Annotated in this window: 25 protein-coding genes, 1 pseudogene and 1 riboswitch; of the genes and pseudogenes, 6 read left to right on the plus strand and 20 right to left on the minus strand. The window is 45.4% G+C overall.

The window, feature by feature from the left end; genetic code table 11:
• Positions 1 to 2: 2 nt before the first annotated feature.
• From AC58UU_RS20475 to AC58UU_RS20485, 3 genes are all read right to left on the minus strand, one after another.
• On the minus strand, positions 3 to 632 hold the full coding sequence (locus tag AC58UU_RS20475; RefSeq protein WP_497318563.1) for a ThuA domain-containing protein: 630 nt from the start codon (positions 630 to 632) through the stop codon (positions 3 to 5).
• A gap of 31 nt (positions 633 to 663) precedes the next feature.
• Complete coding sequence (locus tag AC58UU_RS20480) at positions 664 to 1,824, minus strand: Gfo/Idh/MocA family protein (RefSeq protein WP_497318564.1); 1,161 nt, start codon at positions 1,822 to 1,824, stop codon at positions 664 to 666.
• 80 nt (positions 1,825 to 1,904) lie between these two features.
• Positions 1,905 to 2,939 carry a LacI family DNA-binding transcriptional regulator gene (locus tag AC58UU_RS20485; RefSeq protein ID WP_497318565.1) on the minus strand — a complete coding sequence of 345 codons (1,035 nt, stop codon included), beginning with the start codon at positions 2,937 to 2,939 and terminating at the stop codon, positions 1,905 to 1,907.
• 263 nt (positions 2,940 to 3,202) lie between these two features.
• Here AC58UU_RS20485 and AC58UU_RS20490 point away from each other — a divergent pair, with 263 nt between their 5' ends.
• A complete protein-coding gene (locus AC58UU_RS20490; protein WP_497318566.1) occupies positions 3,203 to 4,567 on the plus strand; it encodes a putative bifunctional diguanylate cyclase/phosphodiesterase in 1,365 nt (454 codons plus the stop codon).
• Here AC58UU_RS20490 and AC58UU_RS20495 read toward each other — a convergent pair.
• From AC58UU_RS20495 to zwf, 5 genes are all read right to left on the minus strand, one after another.
• A complete protein-coding gene (locus tag AC58UU_RS20495; protein WP_497318567.1) occupies positions 4,562 to 5,350 on the minus strand; it encodes a YheC/YheD family protein in 789 nt (262 codons plus the stop codon). The two genes, AC58UU_RS20490 and AC58UU_RS20495, sit on opposite strands and share 6 nt — an antisense overlap.
• Positions 5,316 to 5,516 carry a hypothetical protein gene (locus AC58UU_RS20500; protein WP_497318568.1) on the minus strand — a complete coding sequence of 67 codons (201 nt, stop codon included), beginning with the start codon at positions 5,514 to 5,516 and terminating at the stop codon, positions 5,316 to 5,318. The genes AC58UU_RS20495 and AC58UU_RS20500 overlap by 35 nt, the downstream gene beginning before the upstream one ends.
• A gap of 274 nt (positions 5,517 to 5,790) precedes the next feature.
• Positions 5,791 to 7,374, minus strand: coding sequence for a peptide chain release factor 3 (locus tag AC58UU_RS20505; RefSeq protein WP_497318569.1), 1,584 nt, complete (start codon positions 7,372 to 7,374; stop codon positions 5,791 to 5,793).
• Positions 7,375 to 7,420: 46 nt separating this feature from the next.
• Complete coding sequence (locus AC58UU_RS20510; RefSeq protein WP_497318570.1) at positions 7,421 to 8,491, minus strand: metallophosphoesterase family protein; 1,071 nt, start codon at positions 8,489 to 8,491, stop codon at positions 7,421 to 7,423.
• Between the two features lie 197 nt (positions 8,492 to 8,688).
• Complete coding sequence (gene zwf / locus AC58UU_RS20515) at positions 8,689 to 10,224, minus strand: glucose-6-phosphate dehydrogenase (RefSeq protein WP_497318571.1); 1,536 nt, start codon at positions 10,222 to 10,224, stop codon at positions 8,689 to 8,691.
• 191 nt (positions 10,225 to 10,415) lie between these two features.
• Between zwf and AC58UU_RS20520 the strand changes: the two genes are divergently transcribed.
• Positions 10,416 to 10,796: a hypothetical protein gene (locus AC58UU_RS20520; protein ID WP_497318572.1), complete on the plus strand. Its 381-nt coding sequence runs from the start codon at positions 10,416 to 10,418 to the stop codon at positions 10,794 to 10,796.
• 42 nt (positions 10,797 to 10,838) lie between these two features.
• On the opposite strand, the gene AC58UU_RS20525 is transcribed toward AC58UU_RS20520, so the two are convergent.
• Positions 10,839 to 11,285, minus strand: coding sequence for a GNAT family N-acetyltransferase (locus AC58UU_RS20525; protein ID WP_497318573.1), 447 nt, complete (start codon positions 11,283 to 11,285; stop codon positions 10,839 to 10,841).
• 167 nt (positions 11,286 to 11,452) lie between these two features.
• Here AC58UU_RS20525 and AC58UU_RS20530 point away from each other — a divergent pair, with 167 nt between their 5' ends.
• Complete coding sequence (locus AC58UU_RS20530) at positions 11,453 to 12,172, plus strand: hypothetical protein (RefSeq protein ID WP_497318574.1); 720 nt, start codon at positions 11,453 to 11,455, stop codon at positions 12,170 to 12,172.
• A 241-nt stretch (positions 12,173 to 12,413) separates the two neighbouring features.
• Here AC58UU_RS20530 and lepB read toward each other — a convergent pair whose 3' ends face one another.
• From lepB to AC58UU_RS20560, 6 genes are all read right to left on the minus strand, one after another.
• Complete coding sequence (gene lepB / locus AC58UU_RS20535; RefSeq protein ID WP_171646686.1) at positions 12,414 to 12,962, minus strand: signal peptidase I; 549 nt, start codon at positions 12,960 to 12,962, stop codon at positions 12,414 to 12,416.
• Between the two features lie 26 nt (positions 12,963 to 12,988).
• The gene (locus AC58UU_RS20540) at positions 12,989 to 13,636 is read right to left on the minus strand and encodes a response regulator (RefSeq protein WP_464650678.1); all 648 of its coding nucleotides are present in this window, start codon (positions 13,634 to 13,636) and stop codon (positions 12,989 to 12,991) included.
• 55 nt (positions 13,637 to 13,691) lie between these two features.
• Positions 13,692 to 14,756: a sensor histidine kinase gene (locus AC58UU_RS20545; protein WP_497318575.1), complete on the minus strand. Its 1,065-nt coding sequence runs from the start codon at positions 14,754 to 14,756 to the stop codon at positions 13,692 to 13,694.
• 48 nt (positions 14,757 to 14,804) lie between these two features.
• Positions 14,805 to 15,467 carry a cell wall-active antibiotics response protein LiaF gene (gene liaF, locus AC58UU_RS20550; RefSeq protein WP_171692895.1) on the minus strand — a complete coding sequence of 221 codons (663 nt, stop codon included), beginning with the start codon at positions 15,465 to 15,467 and terminating at the stop codon, positions 14,805 to 14,807.
• A 172-nt stretch (positions 15,468 to 15,639) separates the two neighbouring features.
• Complete coding sequence (locus AC58UU_RS20555; RefSeq protein WP_497318576.1) at positions 15,640 to 16,266, minus strand: PspA/IM30 family protein; 627 nt, start codon at positions 16,264 to 16,266, stop codon at positions 15,640 to 15,642.
• 27 nt (positions 16,267 to 16,293) lie between these two features.
• A complete protein-coding gene (locus tag AC58UU_RS20560) occupies positions 16,294 to 16,584 on the minus strand; it encodes a LiaF transmembrane domain-containing protein (RefSeq protein ID WP_497318577.1) in 291 nt (96 codons plus the stop codon).
• A 162-nt stretch (positions 16,585 to 16,746) separates the two neighbouring features.
• Positions 16,747 to 16,898, plus strand: a riboswitch (cyclic di-AMP (ydaO/yuaA leader).
• Positions 16,899 to 16,902: 4 nt separating this feature from the next.
• Here AC58UU_RS20560 and AC58UU_RS20565 point away from each other — a divergent pair.
• A complete protein-coding gene (locus AC58UU_RS20565; RefSeq protein WP_497318578.1) occupies positions 16,903 to 17,694 on the plus strand; it encodes a stalk domain-containing protein in 792 nt (263 codons plus the stop codon).
• 131 nt (positions 17,695 to 17,825) lie between these two features.
• Here the strand turns inward: AC58UU_RS20565 and AC58UU_RS20570 are convergent, their stop codons facing one another.
• The 5 genes from AC58UU_RS20570 to AC58UU_RS20590 all read right to left on the minus strand — a co-directional run bounded on the left by AC58UU_RS20570 (position 17,826) and on the right by AC58UU_RS20590 (position 22,101).
• A complete protein-coding gene (locus AC58UU_RS20570; RefSeq protein ID WP_164826793.1) occupies positions 17,826 to 17,996 on the minus strand; it encodes a hypothetical protein in 171 nt (56 codons plus the stop codon).
• Between the two features lie 82 nt (positions 17,997 to 18,078).
• Positions 18,079 to 19,287: a DHH family phosphoesterase gene (locus tag AC58UU_RS20575; RefSeq protein WP_497318579.1), complete on the minus strand. Its 1,209-nt coding sequence runs from the start codon at positions 19,285 to 19,287 to the stop codon at positions 18,079 to 18,081.
• A gap of 150 nt (positions 19,288 to 19,437) precedes the next feature.
• On the minus strand, positions 19,438 to 20,628 hold the full coding sequence (locus tag AC58UU_RS20580) for a GNAT family N-acetyltransferase (protein ID WP_497318580.1): 1,191 nt from the start codon (positions 20,626 to 20,628) through the stop codon (positions 19,438 to 19,440).
• A gap of 25 nt (positions 20,629 to 20,653) precedes the next feature.
• Positions 20,654 to 21,526, minus strand: coding sequence for an anti-sigma factor (locus AC58UU_RS20585; RefSeq protein WP_497318581.1), 873 nt, complete (start codon positions 21,524 to 21,526; stop codon positions 20,654 to 20,656).
• Positions 21,523 to 22,101 (minus strand): RNA polymerase sigma factor, encoded by a 579-nt coding sequence (locus AC58UU_RS20590; RefSeq protein ID WP_497318582.1) that lies wholly within the window; start codon positions 22,099 to 22,101, stop codon positions 21,523 to 21,525. Before AC58UU_RS20590 ends, AC58UU_RS20585 begins: the two co-directional genes overlap by 4 nt.
• Positions 22,102 to 22,328: 227 nt before the next feature.
• Between AC58UU_RS20590 and AC58UU_RS20595 the strand changes: the two are divergent.
• Together AC58UU_RS20595 and AC58UU_RS20600 are read left to right on the plus strand one after the other, a co-directional pair.
• Positions 22,329 to 22,619: pseudogene (locus AC58UU_RS20595) on the plus strand (copper amine oxidase N-terminal domain-containing protein); the annotation flags it as partial.
• Between the two features lie 94 nt (positions 22,620 to 22,713).
• Entirely contained in the window at positions 22,714 to 22,818 is a 105-nt protein-coding gene (locus AC58UU_RS20600) for a YjcZ family sporulation protein (protein WP_497318583.1), read from the plus strand.
• Positions 22,819 to 22,843: the final 25 nt, after the last annotated feature.

The raw sequence follows: 22,843 nt of genomic DNA on the forward strand, positions 1-22,843 counted from the left end.
CATTATCGTGTTGCCCACAGCAAGCCGCGGCGCATTAATTCTAGTGTTTCTGGCATACGAACGATGTTAGCTTGGTGACCAAGCGAGTTATAATACACCTTACCCGCTCCATAGGTTTTGGTCCAAACAACCGGCATCTCCACATCGCCAAAGTCTGTAACCGCATGTACGTGATTGGCTGGATCCACATGCATGTAATACTTTTCTGAGACAACGACAAAATCATCCATGCCCTCGGTCAATAGATGCCCCCGATCCTTGATTCGAACCGTATACGTCACGCCGTCATTCCCAGGATGCGCTACCCATTGACCGCCAACCATGTATTGATATTCCACTTCATTGCGGAAGGAATCTCCCATGCCGCCATGACAACCTGCGATGCCAGTTCCGCCTTCTTTTACCGCTGCGATTAACGATTGCAACTGCTCACTCTCGATTTTACCCATGGTCCATACTGGAATGATAAGATCAACGCCCGCCAAACGCTCAGCATCTTTGAAGCTGTCCAGTGTATCCGATACTTCCACGCCAAAGCCTTCCTCACGCAATAACCCTGCGAAAATGCCAGCCACCTCTTCAGGTTGATGACCGTCCCAGCCACCCCATACAATCAATGCTTGTTTACTCACGGCCAAAGCCCCTCTCCATACTTATCTATCCTTAGACTTCGCTAATACTCACCCAACGGCGCTGCGCAATGGATTGATCCACCGCTTCCAGCACTTCTTGACACTTCACACCATCTGCGAAATTCGGGACCGGCTGACGGTCTTCCGAAATTGCGTTCATCAGCTCAACGACTTCGTGTACAAATGTGTGCTCATAACCAATTGTATGTCCTGCAGGCCACCAAGCATCCATGTAAGCATGTGACGAATCTGTCGCCAGAACACGTCTGAAGCCCTGTACATCCTCATCATCGCTTGTAAAATAAACCTGTAATTCATTCAAACGCTCAAAATCGAACTTCACACTGCCCTTACTGCCGTTAATTTCAAAAGAATTCGTGCACCGGTGCCCTGGCGCAAAACGAGTGGCCTCGAAGCTGCCGAGCGCCCCATTTGCGAAGCGTGCCATGAACAGCGTCGCATCATCGACCGTTACCGGTCCGCGCGGTGCATCCTTGCTGCCTTTGGCGCTAAGCCCCGTCATCGAAGACGGCAGTGGCCGCTCCTTAATGAACGTCTCACTCATGCCGATAACCTCCGTCATGTCACCGACTAAGAAGTGCGCCAGATCGATCAGATGCGCGCCTAAGTCGCCGTGCGACCCAGAGCCGGCAATCTCCTTCTGCAAGCGCCAGACCAGCGGGAACATTGGATCTACGATCCAGTCCTGCAGGAACCAGGCGCGGAAGTGATAGATGTCTCCGAGGCGGCCGCTCTCGACTAGCTTCTTCGCGAGCTGCACCGCAGGTGCAAACCTGTAGTTGAAGCCCACCATGTGCTTCACCCCGGCTTTTTCAGCCGCCTCCAGCATTTCCCTTGAATCGGCAAGGGTCAGCGCCAGCGGCTTTTCACAGAACAGATGCTTGCCGGCTTTCGCCGCAGCAAGCGCTATTTCCTTGTGCGCATCGCTGGGCGCATTGATATCGACGATGTCGACATCGAGATGCGTAACCAAGTCGCGCCAGTCAGTGACATACCCGTCCCAGCCGAATTGTTCGGCTGCGCTGCTGACACCGCTTTCATCTCGACCGCAGATGAGCTTCATCTTCGGTACCGCTGTCTGCGGGAAAAACATATGCAAATCCTTATAAGCATGACTATGTGCTTTGCCCATAAACTTATAGCCTACCATACCAATATTGAAAGATTTCATAATAGTGCGCCTCCCTAGAGTTTTGCCTTAGCAAAACTAGCCTGTTAGCATTCATTTGAGTTCTTTCATCCATATACCTATTAATCACTTATGATGACTGCTCTCGATGATTGTCGCACAACCAATCGGGTTGGCAGTTTGATTCGTGTTTCCTTCGTGTCTTCCCCATGCAGCAAACCCGTCAGCACACTGCGTGCTGCTTCTTTGCCCATTTCATAGAAAGGCACATTGATGCTGCTTAGCGGTGGATCGCTTAGCTTAGCAGCATCCGAATCATCGCAGCCAATAATAGCGAAATCACGCCCGGCGATCCAACCTCGCTCACGGAGCCCTTGCATCAATCCGATCGCCATGCGATCATTGGCCGCAAATACCGCTTCCACCTGATCCCGATGTTCCCATAGCCCTGATGCCGCTTCATAACCGCTTTTACGGCTGTAATTGCCCTCAAGCAGCAGCTCAGGCGGAACTTCTAAACCTGCTTCGCTCATTGCTTTCATATAGCCCTGCAGTCTATCACCAGAGTTCGAGTACTGCGGCGAACCGTTCAGAAAAGCAATCTTCCGATAGCCTTCTTCCTGTAAATGCCGAACAGCTCTATAACTGCCCTCTACATGATCCGCATCCACCTCATGAAAGGATAACCCCTCGAAGCTTTGATTGACCAAGCAAAAAGGCAGTCCTTGCGCCTGCAGCTGCATAAGTGATTCCCGCTGCTGCGGAGTATCCCTTGAACCCAAGATGACACAAGCATCCACCTTCTGAGAGCGATAAAGTCGGGTGTAATCCAAACTCTCATCCGGTGTTAAGAGCGAAAGCAGCATATCGTAACCCTGCTCCCTCACTTGTTCCCCTATGCCGCTTAATATTTCTGCGAAATAAAAGGCAGAGAAAAGATGCACTTTGGGCATATAGGGCAGCACAACACCAAGATTACCACTGCGTCTCCGAGCGAAGCTTTGCGCAATAGCATTTGGATGATAGTTGAGCTGTTTAGCAGATTCTAGTACACGCTCTTTCGTAGCAGGCTTCATGGGGCCTAGCCCATTGAATACACGGGATACGGTCGCCTCTGAAACCCCTGCTAGTTCAGCAACCTCTTTTCTCGTCACCATGCATAAGCCTCCAATAATTCATCCATTAAACTAACAATGTACACGCGTACATTTTCTCATTCAAAAGCCATTCATGTCAATACAAAATTATTGAGTATTTTATTCAACAATATTCGACATTTACATCAATTTTACATCAAGTAAAACAAAAAAATTGCTATTATTTGTAAAAATAACTAATTTATAATCTTGTCTACTGTTCGCCTTTCGACTTATGATAGGGGGTACAGTGGACAACTATGATGTGGGAATGAGTGATAGCAATGAAAGCAGTCTGGCGCCTTTTTCACTTCGCCGCATCGAAAAAATTAGGTACTCTTAGGAGTAAAAAAATAATCACTCGCATTCACCATCGACAGCAGCTTTTATCTTTGTTAAAGCAGGCTATTGGAAATCAACATCATGATAAGCGCACAGCCCTATTACGTTCCCTTCTCATCCTTGATATTGACCGGTTTCGCCAAGTTAATTTCTCGCTCGGATACATGTCTGGCGATCTCCTTTTGGAAGAAGTGGCCAATCGTCTGCGGACCATAAATGGCTGTGACCTTATTGTTCAATCAGGAGATGATGAATTTGTTCTCCTTATATATGCTAATACCCATGATCAGCTTTCCCAAACCATTCAAAGTATCCAGCACGTCTTAGTTACATCATTCATTGTAAGGGATCAAGAATGTTTTATTACTGCGAGTATGGGTATGAGTGCTGTCGACATTTCGCTAGCGACGATCGAACAAGCCTTGCATCAAGCTGATCAAGCTCTCCTAGCCGCTAAGCGTACAGGTAAGAACAAGCTTGTCACCTATAATTCTTCACACGTGCAGCGGTTCACAAATCAAATTCAGATGGAAACTGAGCTGCGGAAGGCTATACTTGAGAATCAACTCATCCTATACTATCAGCCACGTCTTGAACTCTCCACCGGAAACATTATTTGTCTGGAAGCGTTGGTGCGCTGGAATCACCCGAAGCTCGGCTTAATTGCTCCTAACGAGTTTATTCCGCTTGCTGAAGAGAGCGGTTTGATTTTGTCTCTTGGTGAATGGGTGCTCCGCGAGGCTTGTCTCCAAAAAGCAAGATGGCTGGAAGCCGGCATTTTAAACTATCAAATTGCTGTAAATATTTCCCCTTGTCAATTTCAAGATGAGTCCTTTTCCGATAAGGCCATTCAGATTATTGAGCAAACCGGTATCGACCCTGCCTTTTTGGAGTTTGAAATTACCGAAAGCTCTATTATGCAAAATATGGATATAACCATTGCGGTGCTGGATAAGCTATGTAAAAAAGGGATTTCGATCTCGATCGATGACTTCGGCATTGGCTACTCATCACTTAATTACTTGAAACAATTCCCTATCCATTGTCTGAAAATAGACCGTTCTTTCGTGAAAAATATACATAGCAATAAAGATGATTGGGCCATTACGAATGCCATTATCCATCTCGGCCATGCTCTTGAGGTACAAGTGGTAGCAGAAGGCGTAGAAGAATGGAGCCAACTTGAAATATTGAAAGAAACAACTTGTACGACGATTCAAGGCTATTTATTAAGTCCTCCTGTATCCGCTATCGAAATTGAGCAAACCTTTCATAGAAATAACAACAGGCCGGTTATGATTTCATAACCGGCTGTAAGCTTTTGCATAGCGTCTTATTTTGGCAAAAATACGTTTATCGCTCAATCTTCGAAAAATATAAGGATCAGGACTCGTATTTACCTCGAGAATCCATGGATGCAGCTTATCGTCCAAGGCGACATCGATTCCGATCTCCTTAACTCCTCTATAACGCTTATTGATCGCCTTCGCAACCTGTAACCCCAGAACATGCAGCTTTTTGACATACCTCTTCCGCTTACTTGCAGGCAAATACGTGTGGAGCAGCGTGTCCACCGACTTCAATGTTCCCCCATTGTGGAAATTAGTAACCACTTTTTTCGGATGAGCCACTCTGCCTATGACACCTGTTGTCTCCCACTTCTGAAGAGGCGTTTGTTGAACCATAACACGAAGATCGAACCGGTTTCCTTTATATTTGAGCAGATGAATCCCTTTCTGTACTAAATAATTCCGTTTTTTCGTTTTTTTACTGATAGATGCATACATCTCATCAAATTTTTTAAACTTTCTTAATCGAACACCTGACTGGTACGAATAAGGCTTTTCTGCCCCCGCCTCCGCCTGCTCCACTCGCATAACACCGTTTCCAAACATGCCTACATTCGGTTTAACATACACCATTTTATAATGGTTGAGCATTTCCCTTAGTGTCCCTTGATTCATTCGTTTAGTGATCGGAACATATTTACGCAGCTCTTGCTTAGATTCAATTGCTTTCGTTTTGCCAATTTTGCTAGTGACGTACCTAGCTCTACTAAGACGAATCAATTTCTTTGACGTCTTTTTCATGTTTTGCCTCCAGCTTCAGTCTATAGAAGTCGGCCAAAGATTGTGCTGTGGCCTGCCAGCTGAATTGCTTTATGACATCGCGTCGTGCCTGTTTGGCTAAACCCTCTGCCCATTCTTTCCCACTGCCATAATACTTCGCGCAACGAGCATCTGCGAATAGATGCATAGGGCGGATAACTTGATGCTTTTTGGCAAGCTCGCGTGCAATGGAATGAATGCATATTTCGACTGAACCACCTAGAATTGGCGGTACTGGAATTTGTTCAGGAGCAATGATTAAGAGGTGCGCGTCTCTAATTCACTTCCTTAGGGCTAGCTTAATGATTACTTTTTAACCCGTACCTATTGTATGAAGCAAACCATCCATTGGCGACAAAATTGAAAGAAGAGGCTGTTCCCAGATTAAGATCCGGAGCCAGCCTCTTCTTCAATTACAACACTTATGGAGCGCTTGTTAAAAATTTAGCATTCGGGTTTTTCTCGATCGAAGATCGCACCGCATACTCGCTCTCGAACAAGCCTACATAATTCCCTTTTTTATCTTTTACCAGCTGTGAGTTGATGCGGAATTTACTTGGATCCAGCTTCTCGTCTACAATCCAACGCGCGAACTGATAGTTCTGGCGCTGTAATAAAATATCTACGCCATATTCGGATTTCATCCGATGTTCAAGCACTTCGAATTGCAGTTGACCGACCACGCCAAGAATCATATCCTCGAAACCAATCGTAGTGAATACTTGAATCATACCTTCTTCGGTCAATTGATCAATCCCTTTGAGGAACTGCTTTTGCTTCAAAGCATTCTTGATCGAAACTTTGCTGAACAGCTCAGGAGAGAAAGTAGGCAGCTCGTCGAAGACGACCTCTTCCCCTTCACTTAGGGAATCGCCGATACGGAAAATACCGGGATCAAACAAGCCAATGATATCGCCTGGGAATGCCTCTTCGACGATGTCACGGTCTTGCGCCAAAAATTGCTGCGGTTGAGCTAACTTAATGTCTTTGCCGAGTCGCACATGTTTCACGGACATACCACGCTCAAACTTTCCAGATACGATACGCAGGAAAGCCACACGGTCGCGGTGAGCTGGATTCATGTTCGCTTGAATCTTGAATACATAACCTGAGAATTTCTCTTTTGTAGGCTCTATAATGCCTGCTGTGCTGTTGCGCGGCTCAGGCGGTGGTGCAAGCTGTAGGAAGTTCTCTAGAAACGTCTGCACACCGAAGTTGTTCACAGCACTGCCGAAGAAAACAGGTGTGAGCTCACCTTGCAGCACTTTCTCCATATCAAACGGATCACCGGCTATATCCAGCAGCTCGATATCCTGGCTTAATTGTTTGTGCAAGAATTCACCTGCAATTTGCTTCACTAATGGATCATCAACCCCATCCACCTTGCGCACTTGAATCTCTTTGTGATCTTCACCTTGGTACAGCTCCAATTGCGATTTCCCGCGATCGTAGACCCCACAGAACTGCTTACCCGAGCCAATCGGCCAGTTCATTGGATACGAACGAATGCCGAGCACTTCTTCTAATTCCTCTAAGAGTTCAAACGGGTCCCGGCCCTCGCGGTCCATTTTGTTAATAAACGTGAAGATCGGTATTCCGCGCATTCTACACACCTGGAATAGCTTCTTCGTCTGCATCTCGACCCCTTTGGCGACGTCGATCAGCATCACCGCGCTATCCGCAGCGGTAAGTGTTCGGTACGTATCCTCACTGAAGTCTTGGTGACCAGGTGTATCCAGAATGTTCACGCGATGCCCTTCGTAGTCGAACTGCATAACGCTGGACGTTACCGAAATTCCACGCTGCTTCTCAATTTCCATCCAGTCGGATGTCGCGTGCTTGCTTGCCTTACGCCCTTTGACCGTTCCGGCTAAGCGAATCGCGCCTCCGAATAACAGCAGTTTCTCAGTTAATGTTGTTTTACCCGCATCCGGGTGAGAAATAATCGCGAACGTACGTCGCTTAGCGACTTCCGTTGCGAGAAGTTTAGTGAGTTGCGTTGTCATCTGTTATATTATTCCCTTCTTGTTTTACATATAGGCTTACTATGAATCAGGCTTGAACTTTCTGCAAATCAACACTCCAATTCGCTTCATCTAGGAAAGTTCGATTGCTAAACTCTCGGCCGCGCACGACGACCTTATCCGCAAATACTTGCACATATATGCCCTGTGCTTTATTCTTGGCTTCTTGCTGGTAGGCGCGGTTAAGCGTTCTTCCAACCGAAGCATTGTGGAAATAATGGAAAGACTCCTGCACATAATGCGGTGTCCCATTCTGAAAATCTTGATGGCGATGTCCGCAGAACACGAACACATTCTTATAAGGCTTTAACGTCTCGCGGAACTTGATTGCGCGTATTAATTGATGTGATCCCCCATCTGTGCCATTAGGCGGCAGCGGCTGATGCGTCATCACGAACAATGGTCTTCCTGGTTGATAGAGGCTTTTCACCCGTTCTTTGAACCATTCCAGCTGCTCATCGGAATACCAAGCTCCTTCACCGACCTCCGGCTTCTCTTGCACATAAGCTTCTTGTGAAAGCAGCAAAATGGAGTGACCCTTGGTCGTAAAATCATTGTAAAGTGTCTTATAGCCAAAAAACTTCTTGAACGACTCTCGGCTCATCGCGTCACTTTTGCCGTTGGGAACGGCTGCTTGATCCCAGATATTCGCTTTATTAATCCAGATCGAGTAATAATCGTGATTTCCCATGTTCGCATGAACAGGTGGAAGTTTATATTCACTTACAATGGTACGCAGCTCCTTATAATCTCGTTCCGTTCCTGTGTCAGTCAGATCACCTGTTAACATAATAGCATCAACAGGACCGTCGAAATGTGTAATATCGTCAAGCGCTTGCCTTAATTTCTTACCCGTAAGTGCATCACCTATACTGATATGAAGGTCGCTTAATATAAAATAGGACATGAGGGGACCTGTCGGCAAGGGTTCTGCCGAAGATTGTGCCACGGATTGGGAAGGCTCAGGTTTCACAGATGATAGGGCGGGCTGAGCATCTGGAATAAATTTTTTCTTAACCATTTGACTAAAAATCGCACTTAATCCAACAAGCGCAGCCCCTATTGCCAGCAGCCATCTGATAAAAGCTCTTCGTGACATATACGCACCTCAAGTAATGAATAGTAAGGATTTACTCCGTAATATTTATTATACCACAAAAAAAATCCAACAGGCAGAGTCGCCAGTTGGATGTTAAGCTTGTTACCTCAAGGATAAACGGCTTACGCCGTCCATAACGAGCGTGTTTGTCAAGGTTGATGAGAAGCTAGGTTATTCCCTTAACTTATGCTTATCAACTATGTTAAAACCGTTGTTTTTTGAACGGCTTCCCAATCAACTTCACCTTCATTTTGACCGTTAATCGGCCACCACTTGAAGCCGTCTTCGCTTAGGAGCTTCGTTGCCTCTTCTGGCCCCCAAGATCCGGCTGGATAATGTTTCAGATCTTCCGTCTTCTCATTCCATGCTGCTGCAATACGATCCACATAGGACCAAGCAAGCGCTACTTCATCCCAACGGGTAAAGTATGTGGAATCTCCACGCGTTGCATCATACAGCAAGCGTTCGTAAGCTTCCGGCGTATTGATACCGATCTGACAGCTTTGGCAGAAATCCATCGCTACTGGAACGATGACACCTTCTGAGCCCGGCTGCTTCGCATTCATTTTCAGATAGATGCCTTCCATCGGGTTCACACGGAAAACAAGTAAATTTGGCTCCAACTCATGCTTTTTGGCCAAATACACATTATTCGGAATATTCTTGAATTCAACAACGACCTCCGTCGTTTTGACTGGCAGCCTTTTACCCGTACGAATGTAGAAAGGTACACCTGCCCAGCGGAAATTATCCACATGAACTCTGGCTGCGAAATAAGTCTCTGTTGTTGATTGCGGATTCACCGAATCTTCTTCGCGGTAAGCAGGCAATGCTTTGCCTTTGGAAGAGCCACTCGCATATTGACCACGAACCACATTCGCACGAACATCGTCGCCGGATTCGAATAAGCGGAGGGAACGCAGGACCTTCACCTTCTCATCACGGATATCTTCCGGATGCAGACGGCTTGGTGGTTCCATTGCCATCATCATCAACATTTGCAGCATATGATTCTGACCCATGTCGCGCAGGGCGCCAGAGTGATCATAATAACCGCCGCGTTCTTCAACGCCGACAGTTTCACTTAACGTAATTTGAATGTTAGCTATGTATTTGTTATTCCAAAGTGGTTCAAAGAACGCATTCGCGAAACGAACGAACTCAATATTTTGCACCATTTCTTTGCCCAAGTAGTGATCAATGCGGTATATATCTTGCTCTTCGAATACTTGACGAAGTTGTCCATTCAAGCGCTCCGCCGATGGCAGATCGTAACCGAACGGCTTCTCAATAACTAGACGGTGCCAGCCTTTGGTTTTGAGCAATCCGCCTTCACTTAAATTGTACGATACGTTACCGAAAAGCTCAGGAGCCAGTGCTAGGTAGAACAAACGGTTCCCACCAGTCTGATATGTCTCATCCAGCTTGGCTGTCAGTACATTAAGTTCATGGAAACCAGCGACATTATTGATATCCAGTGACATGTATTCAAAACGCTGTGCGAATCGATTCCATTCCGCCTCATCCGTTACTTTATAACGAGCAAAATCCTCAATCGAATGCTTTACATCATCACGAAATTGTTCATTCGTACGTGGTCTTCTAGCCAAACCAACTACAGCAAAATTTTCCCCTAACTTTCCTTCACGATATAGGCTATAAAAAGCAGGAAACAGCTTTCTTTTCGCCAAATCACCCGTTGCTCCGAAAATATAAAACACAGCTCCACTCATCTATGCATCATTCTTTCTCTATTAGGATTAGTTAATATGCTTAGCATACCTAAAATAGTCAAGCTATTCAACTTTTCTGAGAACTTTCTCTCATAACTTTTTCTTATGAGAAAATAGACATTCGTCTATACCGAACCGCCCGGCTATGAATAGGCTGAAAGTAGACAATAACACGGAGGTGCTAAGATACGATGCAGCCTATTCATCCGATTACTGATAAAACCTGTCGAAGCCTATACGGAAAGCCTGTTCTTATTTTTTTAAACGATGGCTCCAAAATCTATGGCATTTTAAGTCGTATTGAAAAAAACAAGCTGATCCTGAATGATAATGTCACTCCGAAGCTAAATTCGAATACGAAGAAAACCAAAAAAACCATTTCTAAATCAAAAACAGTTAAAACGAAGACGAAGCAAGCAAAGCCACTAGATCAGACTTCATTCTCTGGCCCAGCAGATGAGGGGTATTCTTCCTTTGGCCTTCCTCTCATGAGTTTCGGTGGCGTGGCCCCTGGCTATCAAGGCCCGATCGATATTCAACTGGAAAACATTGCAGCTATGTTCAGTGAATGAGGAAGGGGCTGTGGATGAAACCATCATCTACAGCCCTTTGTCTTATCTTCTCAATTTCTTACTCATTTTATAGCAGCTAAGCTCAGGAATAAATGAATGGATTTCGTAACCTTTGCCTAAGTAAAATCGAATCGCTTTAGGGTTGCTTTCATCAACAAAAAGTTCAGCCGTGACACAGCGCTCACTTTTCCCGTACTCTTCGGCGACCTTCATAAGTTCATGCCCCCAACCTCTCCCTTGCTCACGAGAATCGATGGCTAACATATCAATGAACAACACACTCGATTTGCGTATCATCGTGATGAAACCGAACGGCTGTTTATACCCTTTGGCAGTAACAAACGTTTTATTCTCATTCAGTCTCTTCCGTATTTCTGAAAATGTTACAGAACTACCGGTGTCATACAGCCTAGAAAAGGGTACTAACTGTTCAACGACTAATCGATGAATAGCTCGATCGTCAATGGAAGCCAATCGTTTGCGTATCACTTGGCACCGCCTCCACAAGAAGCAATAATGCTATCTTATGTTGGCAAGACCGCAAATGACTCAGCTTGATTAGGTAGCTTTTTTTACTGTTCTAACAAAGCAAGTACCAATTTACCCCAGTCCCTACGAATGCTATACTATAATTAAGCGAAAATGAGGTGATCTCCATGATTTATGCGTATCCCCCAATCATGGCTTTGAACAGCTATCAAACCCATAAAGACTACTACCGGGTAAGCGCGGTAAGCGGTATTGCCGGAGGTAAATCAAGTACCATTCGACGTCCACTTGATATGCCCTTTGAAGAATTAGCCTACAAACAACACGCTAAGTCTGCCGCGAAAGGCGTAGCCGAATTTGTTCAATCTGCACAGAACATTAAACAATCGGCACAATCCTTGGTAGAGTCTCGACTTCCTGCAATTGCCTACAAGGCTACACCTCTTTCGTCAGAAGCCGATAGCGAATCCATCATTGAACCTATACGTCAATTCGTAGATACATATAATGAATTTCAGGACAGTTTGCGGGATTCTCCCGAGTATTTGAATCGCTCACTTCTCATAGGGCTAGAGCAAGCCGCTAAGCCCTATTCTCTGAAAGACATTGGGATAACAAAGCTGGATAACGGAAGCTTAGAACTCCAAGAAGACGAACTTCAAGATCAGATTAAGAACCATTTTAGCTCTACATTAAAAAGTCTTGGCAGCATTACAAACTTCGCCGCCACACTCTCGAATTCGATTGGACAATTGCAGCAATTGCCTTCGGAGTCGTTGTTCCAAATGTCACGTTCACAGCTTAAGCCCTACGGCCAATATCGATCCCAGCTTCAAGCTTATCTGCCTGTTCCGATGAATGGACTGCTGCTTGATGTTCAGATGTGATTGATAATTCAAAATTGTATAAATATAAAAAAGATGACCTGGCGATGCTCAGGTCATTTTTTTATATCATGCCAATCCTTTACAGCAGGAGTAAGCTCGATTTCCGCGCTTATTTAAAAGCCTAACGATTACGCGTTATTTTTTCAGCTAACATTCACAGGTTTACACTTGAATCGAGAACAAAAAAACGACCCTCCGAATGAGCTCATGCACATGCATGCTCACCCAGAGGGTCGCTTTTTTAGAATAGCTTCTTACCTAATACATGATCAAGAGGGATATATCCGATCACTCTGCTATCCATACTATTATTTCGGTTATCTCCCATCACGAAAATATGATCGGCAGGCACCGTCCATTTCTTGTTTCCGTTGGCTCTCATTGCCTCGTTAATGTAGGGCTCGTCAAGAAGCACGCCGTTACGGTACATCTTGTCGTCCTTGAGCTCCAATTGATCTCCTGGCTTACCAATTACCCGTTTGATCCAGACATGTTTATCATCGCCACTGGTAAATAAACTGAGCAAAGGGCTATCTAACAGGTCATTCTTGAATGTTCTCTTAAGATCGACTCTGGAGTCGATAATGACAATATCCTCATATTTCGGCTCATAATTAAACGTATGAGAAAGCTTTGATACATACACGCGTTGACTGTCATGCAGTGTCGGATCCATGGAATGTCCCATAACCTTCGTTGATTGGAACACGAAAACACCAAGAAATACGACTAAAATAAACGAAATGGCAATGGAGCCAAACCAACTCCAAATTTGCTTTAATAAATTCATTCGTATCGCTCCCTTGTGACTAAATGCTATTCAGCCAAACCATGCTTAAAGGCATATATGGCGGCTTGTGTTCGATCTTCCACACCTAGCTTGGCCAGAACATTGGTGACGTGAAACTTTACCGTCTTCACACCGATAAACAAATCATCCGCTAGCTCTTGATTGGATTTACCTTTAGCAATCAAGCGAAGCACTTCCATTTCACGATCGGTTAACTCTTCATGCGGCTCTGCTGCCGGCTTAGGCTGACGAAAGCGATTCATGATCTTGGAGGCAACCTGAGACTCCAGAATGGACTGCCCTTTAGCCGCCGCTCTTATCGCTTGAGCGATCTCGGAGGCGCGGGACGTTTTGAGTAAATAGCTGAAAGCCCCAGCTTCAATCACTGGATACATTTTCTCATCATCTAAGAAGCTCGTCAACACAATGACTTTGCAATCCGGGTAAAGTTGCAGCAGCTTCCTTGTCGTTTCGATACCGTCCATGCCTTCCATGACCAAATCCATGAGTACGACATCCGGTCGATATTCCTGTGCAAGCCGAATGCCATCCTGACCATTGCTGGCTTCCCCGACCACTTCAATACCATCCTCTGTCCCTAGAACGGCTGCAAGTCCGATCCTGACCATTTCGTGGTCATCGACAAGCAAAACCTTAATCAACGCGTCGTCCATTTGCTTCTCCTCTCGTTAGAAAACTATTCTTTGCCCTGCTATCTATTGTTAAAGGTTAATTTTCCAGAACATATTCAGTAGTAGCGAGTATAGGCACACGAATCTCAATACGCGTACCTCGATCAGGCGCCGTTATGATATCCACTGAGCCGCCGATTTCATTAACCCGCTCCTTCATGGACACTATACCATACGATGTAAGCTTCTTAGCATCTAATTCAAAACCAACCCCGTCATCGCGTATCGCAAGACGAACACCGTCAGGACGATGCAGCAGCTTCACTTCCAGCTTGTTCGCCTTTGAATGACGCAGAGCATTAGAAAGCGCCTCTTGTACAATACGGAATAAATGGTCCTCAATCCCCTTATTCAAGCGGATATCCTCGTCCATATCCCAAGTAATCGCCATGGGCACTTTAGCCGCAAGCTCCTTCAGAAGCTCGACAAGTCCTTCGGACAGTCGTTTCCCTTCCAGATGAATAGGTCTTAAATGCAGAAGCAAGGCTCTCATTTCCGATTGGGCGACAGAAGCCATCTCCTCGATGAGATGAATTTGCCGTTTAGCCTTCTCGAAATCTTTATCCAAGGTCCGCCCTACTGCCGTTGCCGTCATCGATATCGCAAATAATTGCTGGCTCACCGCATCATGAAGCTCTCGTGCCAATCGCTGTCTTTCTTCAATCACGGCAGATAGCTTTGCTTTCTCTGCAAGCTCCGCATTATCATTCGATAAGCGCTGTAGGGAAGTAACCTGCTCTTCCCACCGCTTCATAATACGGCCTAACTGATCACCCAGGCGTCCGATTTCATCTTCACCGTGTTGGAAGCCGCCGCGGGCAAACGTCCCTTTTTCGAGCAAAATCATCGTTTCCATCATCGGCTCAAGCCTTCGAGTAATTCGGTTGCTATTCCAGAAGCCATACACAGCGCCAATGCCGCCTATAACCAGAATCGCCATAAATGTAAATTTAACGCCCTCTTGCCAGCTCGTAAATGGCACAATTAGATTGCGTGAATTCAAAAAATAAATGATCGCGCCAAACACAACGAAACTAAAGATGATCGATTCACTCATGCTGCGCCATATCATATTCGTTAATCGTCGTTTATAGCCATCCAATTGGTGATGAACCTCCTCGAGATTTTACGCGTGCCTAAGCGCACATTCTCACAATACTTTGATCTTGATATCTCCTACGATGTAAGAAAGCACAAGTTTCACGCGGTGATCGCAAAGCTCATAGTTAGGGGACTGCCAGATCAGCTTGTTCATAACCCCTGACTCACGCTCATTTGCAACTTGAATCTGCCCAAACGAGATGGAAGCCGTCACAGCGACACCGATATCCTCCGGCACTTTTATATCTACATCTCCTACAACGCCTTGCAGGATGACCGTGGTTTCCTTTTGCTCCAAAATCGCAAGTGAAAGATCAATGTAGGTTTCTCCAATAATGTACCAAGTGGAACTGTTGCGTAAAATCCAAGGCTCACGGCCTAAACGGACGCTATCCACCAATTTCTGCTTTTGCATATACGTGTCGTCTTTGTGTACTTGCTTAGATCGTATGAAAAACAAACCTAGCGAAATTAAAACAATAGAGAACACAATGGTAATGTGATCCCCGAATAAAATCACTGCCCCTACGCCGATCAGTACATAACCTTTGCGTTCTTTGCGTGAACGGACCCGATGAATGCCTAGCAAGATGAGGATAATGGCAAGAATGGGGAAAAAGCCTATCGTATGATCTAGAAGCAAAAAAAGACCGGCTCCAATCAGCACTAGTGCTGTATTGCGGTTACGGTTGCTTTTAGTTTCTTCTCCCATCGCTGCACCTCCTCTGGCTGACTTTTAATTAGTTCATATAGATTCTTAGCATACCATAAGAATGGACGACCTCCAAGATGCAAATCCTTGCGCGGCAAGGCTTCCGCATGAGTCATGGAGGTCAAAGGCCCATCTGCGCCTACTTATTAGGCGCTGGTGGGATAACACGCGGCTATTTCTTGCCGCGCGGGTCGGTGTCATCGCTGGAGCGATGCTGCTGCCACTCCTGCTGGAACTTGCCGCGCAGCGCGCGCAGTTCCTGTTGAAGGTTGCCGCCGGCTTCCTTCAGCGTCTCTTGCGACAGGCGGCCCGCTTCGCGGAGCCCCTGCAGCGCTTCCCGGCCGAGCTCGCGGCCGGTCACTTCCAGCTCGCGCCAAGTGTCGCGAGCCTCTTTCTCGTGCAGCCCGCTGCTCGGCGGCTGCCCCCCCTCGGCTGCGTGCCCTGCACGCAGCCCGCGCAGTTCATCCGCGAGCGCCAGGCACACGTCCTGGCTGCTCGCGTACTGCGCGCGGTAGTGCTCGCAAGCGGCTTCCTCGCGCTGCTTCTCTTGCAGCGCTAGCCGCGCGAGCTCTTCATCGCCGGCGCGCATCGCCAACTCGGCTTGCTCGCCGCGCAGCTGAGCCATCTCCTCCGCGTTCACACTGTGGCTTCGCAGCTCAATTGTTCGCTGCAGTGCCTCCTGATAGCGCTGTTCCAGCTTCTCAATCACGCTGTTCCCCCGTTCATGGTGATCATGTTTGCCGGTCGTTTCTTGCCATGCAGCTTCTGCCATCTTGCCAATGCGATCCAATATACTCATGTTGTCACACCCCCAATTTCTTATGATTTAAAATTCATTTCTTTTCTTCAATAAATGAATACCATACACCACTAAACATGCTGCGAACGCAATCGCTATGAAGCCCGATAGTTTAATGGTCAATATCAAGCCGCCCGAACCGGCGATAAACCATCCAATTTTCTTCCCATTCTTAATGCCTACATAACCTAACCCAAGCATAGCTGCCGGGAATAAAAACCCCATTAAATGAACATGACCACCCAGCTGATGCAGACAAATAAGTAAACCTGCCGTGATCAAAACTAGTGCCAACCCTTTCGATCGATCCATACTCATATTGCTTACCGCCCTTCACGTATTCTTCATGCTTCTATCGTAACGGAAATGGAAATATGTCAAAACGGACTCGCGACTGTTTTTGTACCTAGACCTAAGTCCAGTACGCACTACGACCTCCATCCATATTTTGGTCGTTGTCCCACCGAGCCTCGAATGCTAAACTATTTGAAGCCGAGTCCGGTGCACAGACAAAGTGCCGGTACGGGGGACGATTTACATGGGGTGAATATTTGCTCTTCATCGGAGCAGACTAGGGAGAACCTTCTTCCCGAACCCGTCAACTAACCTCGAAGGCTCATGAAGGAGGATTACCAATTGCATACAATTACTAAAGGGTTAACTAGCCTTGCTGTGTCTTTAACAGTGTTGGCAGGAGGCTTTCTTTCCCCATTTACGGCGAATGCCGCTGAGATGGATGTGAAAGTTCAAGTCAATGATGAACTGGTTCAATTTCCGGATGCTCAGCCTTTTCTGGATGACAATCATGCTACCCAAGTACCGATTCGTTTCGTAACGGAAAAGCTAGGTTATGACGTGAAGTGGCAAAAAGAAGGCGATGAGATCAAAGTCACGCTAAATAACAACAAACATTCGATCACCTTAGTATCGGGGCAAAAAGAAGCTGAAATCGATAGCAATCGTGTCGAGATGGACACACATGTGGAATTCCAAAATGGACGCGTTTACGTGCCTCTTCGTTTTCTAAGCAAAGCATCCGATATTCCCGTTCAGTGGGATGCTAGCAGCAAATTAGCTATTCTAAGTAAAGATGGCAACAAGCATGCGCCAGATTATGAATTGTTTCAATCCACGGCCTATTCAGCAGATCCATCTGAGAATGGCGGCTACGGAGCTTTTGATTATATGGGTAATCCATTAGGTATTGGAACCGTTGCTGTAGATCCCACAGTGATTCCTCTAGGATCTAAGCTCTATATAGAAGGTTATAATTTCAACGGCTTACCTGCAGGCGGCATGTATGCTTACGCAACAGATACAGGCGGTGCAATCAAAGGCAAGCGTCTTGATATCTTTATCCCAGGATCCAAGCAATCTTTGATGAAGTTTGGTATCCAAACCATTAAAGTGTACAAACTATCCAATTAAACGGCTCCAAACAAAAAAGCTGGTTTCTGAGATTTATTTCTCAAGAAATCAGCTTTTTTTATTTTAAGGTGGAAAAACCAGAAAAGCTGCTCTCCCATCATATAGTGATGAGAAGAGCAGCCTGCAGTTACTTAAACTTGATTTTTGGGGATACCATTTAAACTTGGGACGTAATCAGGTGCCTCGTTGCTCGATAGCGTTTGAGCTTCTTCCATGAAATTAGCGTTATTCTGCTGATTGTTTTTCTTATCTGCTTTGTTATCTTCGCGGTCATGCTTGGGATCGGCGTCATTTTTGGGCATAGCATTCACCTCCATTGTCTCATAGTTAGTATGAGAAGGTGGCTTGCATTTTATCCCAGTTATCTGGAATTGGCGTTGCTCTTTATATGACTGAACTACCCTCGAGGGTTTTAGTTTTTCTTGCCGCCATATGCTCCATTAGGAATGCAACATACGTTTCGTCCCGAACTAACCAAGCTGCATAATCCCTTTTGACATAACGTTCCGCCTCTTCGAAAGTAGAAAAGTGTTGGTTGGATTCGACCCCATCCACATCGACTTCCCACCTGCCTTCAGAAGGAAAAATAAACACTTGTTGTTCATTTCTATTCTCATAAAGTGATCCATAAACAGAATTTTTCGTGTTAAATGTATTTTTATTCGCATCAGCGCGAATGGGCTCCATCGGAAATGGCTTCGCTACATACCATAGATAGGCTTCTTCTGTCATAGAGCAACCGGAAGCTTTCGCATGGCCTCCTCCTCCATAAAGACCCGCAATTTCCGAGACGTCGATGTGATCGTGAATCGTTCGAAAGCTTATCTTTTTACCGCCCATATTCATGATTGCGATGTAATCCAGATGAGGATTTTCTTTGCCTAGATCGTTTCCAAGTTCAGAATGATAGGATTCCGCATGAACGATCCCTACATGATGATCATCTATTCGGGAGTGGATGATTTCTCTCTTTTTTCTTCGTACATAGCGTTCGATTTTTTCTTCTTCCATATCCAAAATTTTTTCTTCAAAGGGATCGAATGCAAAGTGCTCGCTTTGCTGAATGCGAGCCACCATTTTTTCCTCAAATTCTTCGATGGAAATTAGATAAAAGAGATCGTTTAATCGCTTAGCCTTGATGTATTCATTCTGTTCCCATTCCCATGTATCATACTGACGGACCAATTCGACGAATTCATCTAATCCCTTCATTGGCTTCAACAATCCGTTCTGGATCAGATACTCATAAAATAGAGAAGTTGCAGAAGCGAGTTTTCCATTTTCATACGCGATCTGAACCATTCCCCACGAATATTTGTTTAAATGAAGCGAGGTTTTATGATGATCAATCAGTTTTACTTTTCCGCCCGATTTCACAAACTCGTTAAGTCCTTGTTCATTCGTTTCATCCACGGATAAGTCCGTAATAAACAAATAGCTCTTTTTTCTTGGTTTTTCCAAAAAGCGTTTTACTTGTAGATTCAACCCTCCGACAGAGTTATATCGAATTTCTACCTTTTCACCAAATGCTAATCGAGCTATTATACCGCAGCCTACTCCATCCAGATCATTATGAGTATACAAATGATACAAGGAAACACCCTCCTGTTAATGATTTCCATTAGGGTCCCCTTGATCAAGTCACTTTATTCGGTATTAATGGACAGAGAAACTTCGCCGAAATGATTTCGTAACTGAAGACGGCCCTATGGTTTTCCCAAAGGTACCGTCTTTTTTTATCTTTTAAAAGAAATCTGCCAAATATGTTGTCCGCCGCGGAATGGCATCTTCCAACCGGCTAATAAGTTCATTAGTCCCTTGAAGACGCTCGATTCGGGCCATGAATCCTGCTTTCTGATAACCCATGAATAAAGCTGTCAACGTCTGTATGTTACAGCTAAGTAGCTGCTCCTCTGCAGGTATTTCATCTTCAGATAACTTCGCTACGATGGCCGCCTTCCCATTGTCGGTAAACTGTAACCGATAGACACCTTCGTTCCAATCCGCATGCTTGTCTGAAATATGTAGATATATGGTTTCCGCCGCATCGCGAGCTTCAAACACATACTCCGTCAGAAAAGCTTCTACATCCACAATTCTCGCCGAGAAATATGTAATCTTCTCTTGTTTGAACTTTGGATCGTGCACCAGAAACGGAAGCTGGTCATCTACAGGTGCTTTCACTTCAACTTTGGTGATCATCGAATCATGATCTGCAATGAATTTCCATAAACCGCGTCTTGCTTCCTCATCAAGAAAAACCAACTCATGGATGGTCGCCACCGAGTCCTTTACCTGGTAAAATACATAGCCCCGCTGTTCCCCTTGAGCGTTCGTGTATACGGCAGCTGTACCCTTTTTAAATTTCATATAGCGATTATTCCACCAGTCAGCATCCCGCTCCATCATGCCATTGTATGCTTTTGCAAACTTAGCGTAGATTGGATTCAAAACCTCTTCGCTTTTGGGTACACGTAAGATTAAACTGCCCTCTGCGGCTTGAAACTTGGGAAGCTTATCTACAGGAATTTCGTATTTCAAATAATCCACGTATGTTTCCCAGCCATATTTACGATAAAATTCAAACTTAAACGGCGCTAGAAAGGAAATTGTCTGCCCCTGCTTTCTCATCGCTTTAAGCGCTTGAACCAGAAGTTGTCCCACCATTCCATTACGTCGGTACTCAGGCCATGTTGCAACGCCCGCAATACCGCCCATCGCGAAGCTCTTCCCGTTTATCCAAGTTCGAAAGTTAAGTATGGTGAGTTTTGCAGCCATAGTGCCGCCAACGAAATAGCCCCACACTTGGTTAGGATCTGTAGAGCCTATCCGCTCTGCCTTTTCCTCGGCGGTAAGCTCATATTGAAAAGCAAATTCAGATAGAGAAAAGCTCTCAAGAAGCTCCTCTTGTCGTAATGTACGAATTTCATTCATCTCAAATCACCTCATTTAGAATAGATCAGCTTTTTAACAAAGCAGCTGCTAGCACTGGCTTTCCTCTGGGCATGACACCATGAGCATCGGGCTCTAACGTAATGGCAATCGTGTCATAATTATTCGGATTAAAGGTGTAATATAACCCGCCTGTACCATTATGTGTCATGAAAGTGCCAGCATTCACCGGGTTCTCTTTCCCCTTAATCAACCACACCTGGTAAGCCTCATTGTTTTTCAGCTCAGGCAATTGCTCCGCTTGAACGAGCAAATGTGTCCCCTTCGCATCGATGACAATCGTGGCAAGTCCTTTTGCAACGATTTCCTTTTCCGTACTGCTCAATTCCACAACATTATTCACTTGAACAGCTTCAGCCGGCCGATCGAGCAGAGCGATACGCGATTTCAAATCATTGATATCCTGCTGCAAATTATAGCTATATACCCCAAGTATAAGCACTGCTGCTGATAGAGCACTGTAGATCCAAGGCTTGATCCGATTCCCCTTAGCAGTCCCTCTTTTTCTACCGTATACGTATCCTTCGTCTACCTTTATTTGAACAACAGGCGACACCTTCTCCTTCGCCGCTTCCAACGGAACTGTTTCCGGTTGCTTTTTAAATATATTCAATCGCGACTCTTGTAACGGGGAAGCTTCCACACTCATCGAATCAACCTTGAAAATGTGGTCTAATACACGATCCTTCATTCCAACGGGAATTTGCACGGGTTCAGAAGCCATCGGCAGAAGATCGACAAGAAGGGTAAGCTCGGCTAACTCCGCTGCACATTCCGCACATTCTTGTAAATGAAGTTCAAATTCAGACCGTTCTTCCAGGTCTAACCCACCTACTGCATACATCTCAAGATTCTCACATCCATTTGCCGGCTTATTCATCCTTGAAGTTCCTCCTTCCCAACACCTGATAGTCGTCCTTTTAATTGCTTCAGTGCTAGCCGTACTCTACTTTTGACAGTACCTAGCGGGATTGCCTGATAATCTGACACTTCTTGTTGGGTATAGCCTTGATAATAAATAAGTTCTAATACTTGCTTTTGATCCGGGCCCAGTCCATGTAGAGCCTCGCGTATCTCTTGTCCTCGCCATCCATCTAGAGCAACTTCCTCGGTGCTCTTGCCGATATCTGGAATGCGGTTTAACTGTTCTGTCTCAGCCGTTTGACCCGAGGTTCGATTTTGCTTTTTGCGCAGCAAGTCGGTGGCGATATTTCGCGTTAATGTGAACATCCAGCTTGTTAGCTTTCCATGTCCAGAATCGTAACGTTCCGCAGCATGCCATATTCGCAGAAATAATTCCTGCACGACTTCCTCTGCCATCATGGCATCATGGACGACTCGATACGCAAATGCATAGATCGGTTTCTCATACTTTTCATATAGAAATTTAAGCGCATCGGCATCTTTACCCACGATTTGCAGCATTAATTCTTGGTCGGTACGCGTACCATTCATGAAGGATCCCCTTTCCCAAACCTCCTCACTATTATATACTTCGCAAAATCTCTTGTATTGGATGATATAAAAAAAATTAAAATAATTCATGCTTTGTGTGATCCGTAATCAAACATCCCTCGTTCTAATAACCGAGAGCCAAAAAAACAATCTAAGGAGCGATATCATGAAACCAATGATCAAAACATTAGCAACTGCTGCATTAGGTTTAACCCTTATATGTTCCACTTCGCTTCCTAGCTGAAGGCATTGGCGCTAACGTGACTTGGGATCAAGCTACCCAAACGGCATGGGTCAAAGCAGGTAATGATACATTAACTTTCTGGGTTGATAAAGATGAAATGGAAGTTAACGGTATGAAAAAGAAAATCGGAGCGATTGTTGTATTAAGAGACGTCCGCACGCAAGTTCCGCTTCGTTTCATCACGGAGCTGCTTGGCTGGGATGTTAAATGGAATGATGCTGACTGGTCTATCACATTAACCAAAGCAGTAGCGATGGGTACGCATTCGCATTAATGAATAACAGGGCAAATGTCCAATCAACGAATGCCCCCCGGTCATATGCTGTATAGTGAAACATCCTACAAAATATACACCGGAGGGGATACTAATGTCATATGCAGCTGGTTGTGGAACTCCAGGATACGGAAATTCAGTAGGAGTTGTTCTTGTCCTGTACGTTCTGCTTGTCATCATTCTTGCCACGTTCTACTAATGGAGTGAAATACCTCACACATTGA

The sequence above is a fragment of the Paenibacillus sp. JT22N1 genome, from assembly GCF_059692155.1.

What these genes read in the sequence shown, in the direction of transcription:
- AC58UU_RS20480 (WP_497318564.1), bottom strand. Translation starts at nt 1,824, where the DNA reads ATGAAATCTTTCAATATTGGTATGGTAGGCTATAAGTTTATGGGCAAA.
- AC58UU_RS20485 (WP_497318565.1), bottom strand. Translation starts at nt 2,939, where the DNA reads ATGGTGACGAGAAAAGAGGTTGCTGAACTAGCAGGGGTTTCAGAGGCG.
- AC58UU_RS20490 (WP_497318566.1), top strand. Translation starts at nt 3,203, where the DNA reads ATGAAAGCAGTCTGGCGCCTTTTTCACTTCGCCGCATCGAAAAAATTA.
- AC58UU_RS20495 (WP_497318567.1), bottom strand. Translation starts at nt 5,350, where the DNA reads ATGAAAAAGACGTCAAAGAAATTGATTCGTCTTAGTAGAGCTAGGTAC.
- AC58UU_RS20500 (WP_497318568.1), bottom strand. Translation starts at nt 5,516, where the DNA reads ATGCATCTATTCGCAGATGCTCGTTGCGCGAAGTATTATGGCAGTGGG.
- AC58UU_RS20505 (WP_497318569.1), bottom strand. Translation starts at nt 7,374, where the DNA reads ATGACAACGCAACTCACTAAACTTCTCGCAACGGAAGTCGCTAAGCGA.
- AC58UU_RS20510 (WP_497318570.1), bottom strand. Translation starts at nt 8,491, where the DNA reads ATGTCACGAAGAGCTTTTATCAGATGGCTGCTGGCAATAGGGGCTGCG.
- zwf (WP_497318571.1), bottom strand. Translation starts at nt 10,224, where the DNA reads ATGAGTGGAGCTGTGTTTTATATTTTCGGAGCAACGGGTGATTTGGCG.
- AC58UU_RS20520 (WP_497318572.1), top strand. Translation starts at nt 10,416, where the DNA reads ATGCAGCCTATTCATCCGATTACTGATAAAACCTGTCGAAGCCTATAC.
- AC58UU_RS20530 (WP_497318574.1), top strand. Translation starts at nt 11,453, where the DNA reads ATGATTTATGCGTATCCCCCAATCATGGCTTTGAACAGCTATCAAACC.
- lepB (WP_171646686.1), bottom strand. Translation starts at nt 12,962, where the DNA reads ATGAATTTATTAAAGCAAATTTGGAGTTGGTTTGGCTCCATTGCCATT.
- AC58UU_RS20540 (WP_464650678.1), bottom strand. Translation starts at nt 13,636, where the DNA reads ATGGACGACGCGTTGATTAAGGTTTTGCTTGTCGATGACCACGAAATG.
- liaF (WP_171692895.1), bottom strand. Translation starts at nt 15,467, where the DNA reads ATGGGAGAAGAAACTAAAAGCAACCGTAACCGCAATACAGCACTAGTG.
- AC58UU_RS20555 (WP_497318576.1), bottom strand. Translation starts at nt 16,266, where the DNA reads ATGAGTATATTGGATCGCATTGGCAAGATGGCAGAAGCTGCATGGCAA.
- AC58UU_RS20560 (WP_497318577.1), bottom strand. Translation starts at nt 16,584, where the DNA reads ATGAGTATGGATCGATCGAAAGGGTTGGCACTAGTTTTGATCACGGCA.
- AC58UU_RS20570 (WP_164826793.1), bottom strand. Translation starts at nt 17,996, where the DNA reads ATGCCCAAAAATGACGCCGATCCCAAGCATGACCGCGAAGATAACAAA.
- AC58UU_RS20580 (WP_497318580.1), bottom strand. Translation starts at nt 20,628, where the DNA reads ATGAATGAAATTCGTACATTACGACAAGAGGAGCTTCTTGAGAGCTTT.
- AC58UU_RS20585 (WP_497318581.1), bottom strand. Translation starts at nt 21,526, where the DNA reads ATGAATAAGCCGGCAAATGGATGTGAGAATCTTGAGATGTATGCAGTA.
- AC58UU_RS20590 (WP_497318582.1), bottom strand. Translation starts at nt 22,101, where the DNA reads ATGAATGGTACGCGTACCGACCAAGAATTAATGCTGCAAATCGTGGGT.
- AC58UU_RS20600 (WP_497318583.1), top strand. Translation starts at nt 22,714, where the DNA reads ATGTCATATGCAGCTGGTTGTGGAACTCCAGGATACGGAAATTCAGTA.